The organism is Lentzea aerocolonigenes (assembly GCF_000955955.1).
Taxonomy (GTDB): Bacteria; Actinomycetota; Actinomycetes; order Mycobacteriales; family Pseudonocardiaceae; genus Lentzea; species Lentzea aerocolonigenes_A.
The window spans coordinates 1-8314 of the sequence record NZ_JYJG01000571.1 but is presented as its reverse complement, the minus strand read 5'-3'; the positions used below and the strand labels follow the sequence as shown (position 1 = coordinate 8314).

6 protein-coding genes are annotated in these 8314 nt (G+C 68.7%); 4 read left to right on the top strand and 2 right to left on the bottom strand.

Annotation, left to right across the window (positions count from 1 at the left end; all coding sequences use genetic code 11):
* Window positions 1–2: 2 nt before the first annotated feature.
* A complete protein-coding gene (locus UK23_RS47200) occupies window positions 3–824 on the bottom strand; it encodes a MerR family transcriptional regulator (RefSeq protein WP_045318403.1) in 822 nt (273 codons plus the stop codon).
* 101 nt (window positions 825–925) lie between these two features.
* On the opposite strand from UK23_RS47200, the gene UK23_RS47195 reads away from it, so the two are divergent.
* From UK23_RS47195 to UK23_RS47185, 3 genes are all read left to right on the top strand, one after another.
* Window positions 926–1849 (top strand): anti-sigma factor RsbA family regulatory protein, encoded by a 924-nt coding sequence (locus tag UK23_RS47195; protein ID WP_045318402.1) that lies wholly within the window; start codon window positions 926–928, stop codon window positions 1847–1849.
* A gap of 216 nt (window positions 1850–2065) precedes the next feature.
* Complete coding sequence (locus tag UK23_RS47190) at window positions 2066–2419, top strand: DUF742 domain-containing protein (RefSeq protein WP_045318405.1); 354 nt, start codon at window positions 2066–2068, stop codon at window positions 2417–2419.
* Window positions 2420–2471: 52 nt separating this feature from the next.
* Window positions 2472–2867 (top strand): LapA family protein, encoded by a 396-nt coding sequence (locus tag UK23_RS47185; RefSeq protein WP_419503938.1) that lies wholly within the window; start codon window positions 2472–2474, stop codon window positions 2865–2867.
* Here UK23_RS47185 and UK23_RS47180 read toward each other — a convergent pair.
* Complete coding sequence (locus UK23_RS47180) at window positions 2821–5445, bottom strand: helix-turn-helix transcriptional regulator (RefSeq protein WP_156213902.1); 2625 nt, start codon at window positions 5443–5445, stop codon at window positions 2821–2823. The two genes, UK23_RS47185 and UK23_RS47180, sit on opposite strands and share 47 nt — an antisense overlap.
* Window positions 5446–5739: 294 nt before the next feature.
* Between UK23_RS47180 and UK23_RS47175 the strand changes: the two genes are divergently transcribed.
* On the top strand, window positions 5740–8286 hold the full coding sequence (locus tag UK23_RS47175) for an AAA family ATPase (RefSeq protein ID WP_045318400.1): 2547 nt from the start codon (window positions 5740–5742) through the stop codon (window positions 8284–8286).
* The last annotated feature ends 28 nt before the right edge of the window (window positions 8287–8314 follow it).

Below are 8314 nucleotides of genomic sequence, written 5' to 3'. Positions count from 1 at the left end.
CGTCACGCCCGAGTGATCTCCAACTGCAGCTCGGTCACCCAGTCCGCCGGATCCCCGTCGCCGTAGTTCAGGTACACCTCACGCGCGAACCCGTTCTGCCGATACCCGTGCGCCTCGATCCACGCGGCAACGGACTGGTACGTGGCATCCACGTCGTCCATGGGCCCCCGGTGCACGATGGTCGCCGCCTGATCCAACGCCGGCAGGTCCACAACCTCGAAGTCGTACGCGTCAGACGGCTCAACCGACACCGTCACCCCAGCCTCGACCAGCACCTGATCCCCCTCGGCCGGCGCGTAGGTCGCGATCCCGTACCCCGTGATCGGCACCCCGGCACGTTCGAGACGCTTCATCAACTGGGGATACAAAGGCTGGATGACCGGACCGATGTCCTCCGGCCCGTAAGAAGCAGCCAAAGCGGTCAACCGGGCAACCCGAGCAGAAGGAACAGGCTTCACAACAACGTCGTCGGCAGGCATAGCGCCCTCTCTTTCAATGGCGCGGAGACGTGCTTCAACTCGGCGCAACCGCGACTCGTCCGCAAGAATCTGCTGTCGCAGCTCGGCACGCCGCAACGAAAGCATTCCGTGCAGTTGCTCGACGGAAAGCTTCTCGTCGAGCACCACGCGGACCTGGTCCAGAGTCAGACCGAGATCCTTCAGCGCGACCAGCCGGTTGAGCCGCTGGAGCTGTGCGGCGGTGTAGAAGCGGTAGCCGGACGACGGGTCCACGTGGGCCGGCAGGAGCAACCCGACCGCGTCGTAATGGCGCAGCATCCGCACCGACACACGCCCCAGATGGGCGAAGTCTCCGATGGTGAACATGACTGCTCCTGTGTAGGGGCTGACACGGTGTGAGGGTCAAGAAATGATGGTTTGAGCAACGCACCGGGTGCGCATCCTGGGACGTTGACGAGAGGTGGCACATGACGTTCGCACATCCGGCGTTGTTCTACTCCGACGAGGAGTCCTACATCGACGGCACAGTCCCGTTCGTCGTGGAAGGCCTGGCCAACGCCGAGCCGGTCGCCATCGCGGTCCCCGGCACGAACCTGACGCTGCTCAAGGAAGCGCTGAGCGGGTTCGCGCACCTCGTGACCTTCATCGACATGACGGACACCGGCCGCAACCCCGGCCGGATCATCCCGGAGCTCCGCGCGTTCGCCGACCGCCACCGCGGGGCCGTGCGGATCATCAGCGAACCGGTGTGGAACCACCGCACCGACGTCGAGTATCCCGCGTGCGCGCTGCACGAGGCGTTGGTCAACTACGCCTTCAGCGGCCGTGACCTCAGCATCCTCTGCCCGTACGACATGTCCTCGCTCAACCACGACGTGCTGGCCGACGCCGAGAAGACGCACCCGATCGTGATCGACGCGAGCGGCCACCGCCCAAGCGACCACTTCCACCCCGCACGGGTGGTCGTCGCCGCGCACTCGCTGCCACTGTCCACACCGGCCGATGCGGCCAGCACTTCCGTTGGCGCCGGAGCGATGGCGGCGGTGCGGACGTTCGCGCGTGAGCAGGCCGTGAAGTTCGGGCTCGTCCCGGATCGGGTGGACGACTTCGCCCTCGCGGTCACCGAGCTGGCGACCAACAGCGTGCGGCACGGCGGCGGCGAGAGCACCGTCCGGGTGTGGACCGAAAGTGAAAGTATTGTTTGCCAAGTCAACGACAACGGGCACATCACCGATGTTCTGGCTGGACGCACCCCCGTTCACGCAAACGATCCAGGCGGTCGCGGTCTGTTGCTGGTCAACCGTTTGGCCGACCTCGTGCGCACCCAAACGACGTCGTCCGGCACTGCAATCCAGGTCAGATTCGATCTGGGGAACAAAAAGGCAACGTGATCGACATACATTTGGCCGATCTCGTTATAGCTTGAGCACGTGCACGACGAGGAAGCGACGGAAATCGGTTACACGGGGGCGCGTTTCGGGTCCCCGGCGACCCGTAGACGACTGCGTGACGACCGAACACACGAAGTGAACGGTGCCGAGACGCAACAACTGCCCCGTCAGCAACCGTTGCGCCAACGCCCGCCGGAACCGCCACCGGAGTGGCCGATGCAGGAAGACGAACCACCTCACGTCCCCGCGCGGGACAGCGCTCTCGTTCGTCCGTATGCCCGCACCGGCGGCCGTACCGCGGCCCGCCACGACCTCCGCCTGGAAACGCTGCTGTCGACGGACGAGGACAGGCTGTACCGCGCGAACAACGACCAGGCGTCGATGATGCGACTGTGCCTGCAGCCGCGGTCGGTCGCCGAGATCTCCGCGCTCATGAAGATCCCGCTGGGCGTCACGCGGGTGCTGCTGAGCGACCTGATCACGTTGAACCTGGTCGCCGTGCACGAGCCGGGCGACAAGCCGAACATGGCACTGCTCGAACGGGTTCTGTCGGGCCTGCGCCGGCTGTAGCCACCCGTTCGCCAGCGCGCGAGATCACGCGGGGTCGCCGATAATTCTGGTCGTGGCGACTCCCAGCGACGAGACCCCGAAGACGCCGGTCACCGAGCCGATCCCGACCGCCCGGCCGAGCACGCCCCCGGCAACCACGCCTCCGGCGGCCGCACCGAAGAAGCTGCGGCCCACCCGGATCAGCGGCACGTGGATCGCCATCCTGATCGCGATCGTCGTGCTGATCTTCCTGCTGGTCTTCATCCTGCAGAACGGCGGCAACGCGACCATCTACTTCCTGTGGGGCGAGGCCAGCCTTCCGCTCGGCGTCGCGCTGCTGTTCGCGGCGATCGGTGGCGCGGTCCTGGTCGCGGTCGTGGGCGCGGCCCGCATCCTGCAGCTGCGGCGTCAGGCGAAACGGCTCACTGGTCGTCCCGGGAGCGCATCACCAGCTCGACGCGAGAGCTGATCCCGAGTTTCCGGAAGATCTTGCGCAGGTGGAAGTTCACCGTGTGCGGCGACATGAACAGCTGCGTGGAGATCTGCCGGTTCGTCTGCCCCTTGGCCACCAGGTTCGCGATCGCCCGTTCGGTGTCGTCCAAACTGGACCATCCGGACGCAGGCCGCACCGGAGCGGCTCGTCTGCGCCTGCCGAGCTTGCGCAGCCGCCCCAGCACCCGCGCACTGTCCCGGGACGCGCCGATCTCGCGGTAGAGGCCGAGCGCGTTCTCCAGTGCTTTCACCGATGCCGAACGGTCGGTGGACGCGGTGAGCAGCACGCCGAGGTCCTCCGCCGCGTTCGCCCTTGCCCACAGGTCGCGGTGCTGCTGCGAAGCCAGTTCCAGCAACGAGGCGTCGCTGTCGAGCAGGCCTCGTGCGTGCAGCGCGGCCGCCGCCACCCCGCGGAATCCCGGATTCTCCTCGGACAGCCGTTCCACCCGGTCGACCACGGCCTTGGCCAGCCGCTCGTCCTTCGCTTCCAACGCCCGTCGCACGAACCACCCGGCCGCACGAGGTTCCTCGGCGAACAGCCCTGACGTCACCAGCCCCGGATATTCGTCCGTCAGCAGCCCCAAGGCCTTGTCCAGGCCGTGGCCCACGTAGGCGACGAGGACGTCGGCCCACTGGTAGTAGGCGCGCGAGAAGATGATCCCGTCGACCGGCACCCGGCCCCGGTAGCGCTCGACGTGCTCGATCGCCGCCGGGAGATCGCCGGTGTGGATCGCGACCATCGCCAGCACGGCCAGCGCGGGCGCGACCAGCGCGCTGTGGCCGGTCTCCTCCGCCACCGACAACGCGCTGCGCGCCTCGACGGCCGCTTCCTCGATTCGCCCGGCCTGCAACAGGATCCGTGCCTGCACGACCGCGACCATGAGCTCCTTGGTGACCACTGCCGACGGTCCGCTGCGCGCCCGCCGCACGACGCTGTCGGCGTCCGAGAACTCCCGCAGTCCGGACAGGATCGTGGCCAGCAGCAGCTGCGGATAGGCGCAAAGGTCGTGCGAGGTAACGGATTGCGCCGCCTCACGGGCCAGTTCCAGTGCCGCGCCGGGCTGTCCGGTGTCGCGTGCGATCGCCGCCAGCACCGCCAGCGCTGTCGCCAGCACGTCGTCCGGTGAACCGGTGTGCGTGCGGACGACCGCCTCTGCCAGTTCCTCCGCGCGGCGCCGATCGTGGCCGAGCAACGCCATCATCCGGGTGATCTCCACCCACGGCACGAGTTCCGGCAGCAGGTCGGGTTCTTCCAGCAGCACCTCGGTGATCTCCACCGACTCGGCGTGCTGCGCGCCCAGCAACGTCGTCGTCGCCACGCAGTGCCGCAGTTTCGCCGCCGGTTCCGGGGAGACCTGACGGGACAAGGCGTCCTGCGCGAGCGCTTGCGCCGCCGTGAGTTTTCCCGCCGCTATCAACGCGCGGACCGCGATGACCGTCCGGTGCACCAGCGAGGCCGAGGCCTGGTCGGTGAGCTCCAACGCGCGCACCGCGAGTTCGGCGGCGGCGTCAGGAGCGTTCCACAGCACGGCAATCGCTGCCGCGACGAGTCCGTCGATCGACCGCACGTCACCGCGCTGGGCGCCGTGCAGCAGGTGCTGAGCGGCTGTGACGGCGGAATCTCCACGCCCCAGCAGCATTTCGCCGGCCTCGCGGTGCAGCGCGCGTCGCACGGGTGGGGGCACGGAGTCGGCGACCAGCCGCCAGAGCAGCTCGTGCCGGAACGCCAGCCGGTCCTCCAGTGACGTCACGACGCCCGCGCTGATGACCTCGTCCAGCGCCGGCAACAGGATCGCGGTGCTCGACGCCAGCATCTCCGCGACGTCACCGGGTTCGAACCGCGGCCCGAGCACCGACGCGACCTGCAGCAGGTGTCGTGCTTTGCCGCTCAACGAACTCACGCGCTCGCGGAGCAACGACTCGGTCTGCCGCGGCGAGCGATCACCGCGCAACGACGCGTGCTCACCGCGAATCTCGACCTGACCGTCTTCGCTGAGCGCCTTGAAAAGACTGTTCAACGCCGCGGGATTTCCCTGCGCGGTCGACGCCAGCGCGCGAAGATCCTGATCAGGAATTCCGCCGGCGAGATCGGCGACCAGCTCGGTGATCGCGTTGTCCGCCAGCGGACGAAGCTCGACCCGCACGGCACCCCGCACGGCAGCAGCGGCGAACAGACGGTCCGCGCCCTCCCCGCAACGTCGGGCGAGCAGCCAGACCACCTTTTCGTGGGTGGAGGCGGGTAGTAATGCGCGCAACGCGGCCAGGGTGCCCGGCTCGGCCAGGTGGAGATCGTCGAGCACCACGAGCGTCGGACTCTGCGGTCGCCGTTCAGCCAAGCGGGCCAGCAAGAACGGCTGATCCAGTTCGTCCTGAGCCGTGGCGACTTCGAAACCGCGATGTGCGGCGAGTGCGGCGACTTCGGCCAGCAACCGGGTCTTGCCGGTTCCCGCCGCGCCGTCGACCAACACGACTCCGGTCCCCGCGTCCAGCACACCGTTCAGGAGCTCGCGTTCTCCCTCACGGCCGCGGAACACCCCGTCCCGATTCCCCGACACCCATTTTTCCTTTCGCTCCGCGGCGGCAGAGAACTAGCACTGTGAACAAGCGCTGCTTTACCACAACGACCCTCGTGCCGACCAGCCCTGAGGCAGCACCCCTAGGCCGTCCGGATGACCAGGTGAGGTCGCCTGCCGGCTGCCGCTACCCATTCGAGTAGTTGCCCGGCGGATCATACGGGCAGCAACCCTGTTGAGACGCCCATAGCGCAAGAACCTTTACCTGGGCAAGTGGAGCTGTTTCTCCTAGCATCAATTCCGCTGATCCATTCACCCGCGGATTGTGGAGAGATCTTGGAAAACCGGCTGAAAGCGTGGTGTGCCGGAATCAGCGACCAGGTGACGCCCGGCACGACCACCGTCGTGGAAGGCGCGCCGGGTACGGGCAAGACCGCGGCGCTCGACGATCTCGCCGCGCGCTGGGAAACGTCGGGCCGCCACGTCGTGCGGGCACGCGGAAGTGCGTTGGAAAGCGAGCTGCCGTTCGGGATCGTGGCCCAGCTCTTCGACCTGGTCGACCCCGGACTCGTGCCGGTCGAGGCTCTCGGGGCGTTGCAGCTGACCGCTGTTTCGGCCGATTTCGGTGTGCTGCACGGTGTGTACCGGCTTGCGGCGACCCTGGCTGGCACTGCCGGCTTGCTCGTGGTGGTGGACGACGCGCATTGGGCTGATGCCGCGTCACTGCGCTGGCTCGCCTACCTGGCTCTGCGCATCCAACGGCTGCCCATCTCTCTCGTGCTTGCCGTGGGTGTCGGCGAGCGGTGTGACGATCCTTCTTATGGCGAGATCCTCGCCGCGTGCCGCCGCATCACGTTGGACAACCTGGCTTTGGACGACATCGCCGCGTTGATCTCTCCGGCACCCGCGCCCGAGTTCGTCGCTGCCTGCCTGGACGCGACCGGCGGCAACCCGCTGACCGTGACGCGGCTCGTGCAGGCGCTGGCGGAGGACGGGGTGCCGCCGACCGCAGAGGCCGCGTGGCGAGTGGCGCAACGGGGTGCGGAGGTTTCCGGCGAGGTCGTGGCGGCCCGGTTGCGCCGTCGCCCGGCCGCTGTCGTGGCCGCGGCGCATGCGTTGGCCGCGCTGGGGCCGTCGCCGCATCCCGGCGTGCTGGCCGAACTGTCCCAGTTGAGCCCGGTCGAGCTGGCCGAGGCCGTGCGCACGGTCGAGCTGCTCGGCGTGGCCGGGCCGGCGGTTCTCGACGACATGCCCGCACCCGCGCGGGCTGCCTTGCATCTCCGGGCCGCGCGCGCGTTGCGCACGCACGGCGCTTCCGACCGCGTGGTGGCCGAGCACCTGCTGGAGACGTCGCCGGGGCTGGAGCCGTGGGCGGGCGAGGTGCTGGACCGGGCTGCGCAGGAGGCCGTGAACCGAGGCGACACCTCAGCTGCCGCGCGGTTGTTGTGGCGGGCGTTGCGCGAACCGGTGGCGAATCCGGCGCGTGCGTTGCGCTTGCTGGGTGTGGCCGAGCTGGTCGGCAACCTTCCCGGCGCCACGGCACGGTTGCGCGAGGCATTTCAGTCCGATGTGGACGATGTCGAGTCCGCGGTGGCGTTGTCCTACGCCCTGCACGCCGAGGGAAAGCCCACCGAGCTGACCGCGGTGCTCGCGGACAGTTCTCCTTGGGGGCAGGCGCATCTCGCGGTGCACGGACTGGCATGGCAGGAAGCCGTTCCCGCGTCGGTTTCGCTGGACACTCCCGCCGGGGTGCTGCATCACGTGATGGTCGGGGACATCAGCGCTGCCGAGGCCGTGCCACTGATCTCCACGTCGACGACGATGTCCGCACTGACGTCCGCGATGATCCTGAACCTCGCTGATGCCCTGGACTCCGCGCTGACCGTGCTCGACGACGTGGACCGCACCCGAGCACCGGCGTTGCACGCGCTGACGTACGTGATGCGGGCGAACATCCAGCGCCGCAAGGGAGATCTCGCCTCCGCGCGCGCCGACCTGACCCTGGCCGGTGATCACCTGCGCCAGGACCGGCGTTGGCTCGCGGTCTCCACGTGGCACGCCGCGCTGCTCGCCGACATCCTGCTCGAAGAGAGCCGCCTGGACGAAGCCGCCGCCTTGATCTCCGAAGCCTCGACGGACGAAGCTCGGCGTGTGTGGTCGTTCGGCGGTCTGCTGACCATTCGCGGACGCATGCTCACCGCGCGCGGCGACGATCACGAGGCGTTGGAGGCGTTCCTGGCCGCTGGACGCCACTGCGAAGCCTGGCCGTACCGCAATCCCGCTGCCCTGGCCTGGCGTTCCGGCGCCGCTCTGGCCTGCGCGGCGATGGGCGACGGCGAACGCGCGCGCAACTTCGCCCACGAAGAAGTCGAACTCGCACGCGCGTGGGGCGCACCGCGCGCGTTGGGCATGGCGTTGCGCGCGGAAGGCCGGGTAACCGCAGGCGCGCTCGGCCGGACGTTGCTCGAAGAGGCCGTGCGGGTGCTGCGCGGCTCCCCCGCTCGTCTGGAACTCGCGCGCGCGTTGGTCGACCTCGGTGTGGTGTCACGCCGTCAGGGCGACACGTCCGGTGCGCGCGCATGTCTCCGCGACGCCTTGGACCTGGCCCAGAAGTGCGGTTCGTCCGCGATGGCCGCGCGGGCGTACTCCGAACTGGTCGCGACGGGCTCCGGGCCCCGGCGGATGCGCCAGACCGGCCCGACCGCGCTCACCCCGACCGAGCACCAGGTGGCAGCTCTGGCCGCACGTGGACGGTCCAATGAGGAGATCGCCTCGACGTTGCTGATGCCCGCGGACGCCGTGGAGGGTCTTTTGTCCGGGACCTACCGGAAGCTGGGCGTGTCCGGCCGCCTGCAACTGGCGGAGGCACTCGATGTGGACTAGTGGCGTGACCCAGGACGTTGGCGGGTGA

Bases quoted from the DNA above. Each gene is read 5' to 3' on its own strand.
- UK23_RS47200 (WP_045318403.1), bottom strand. From the start codon at position 824: ATGTTCACCATCGGAGACTTCGCCCATCTGGGGCGTGTGTCGGTGCGG.
- UK23_RS47195 (WP_045318402.1), top strand. From the start codon at position 926: ATGACGTTCGCACATCCGGCGTTGTTCTACTCCGACGAGGAGTCCTAC.
- UK23_RS47190 (WP_045318405.1), top strand. From the start codon at position 2,066: ATGCAGGAAGACGAACCACCTCACGTCCCCGCGCGGGACAGCGCTCTC.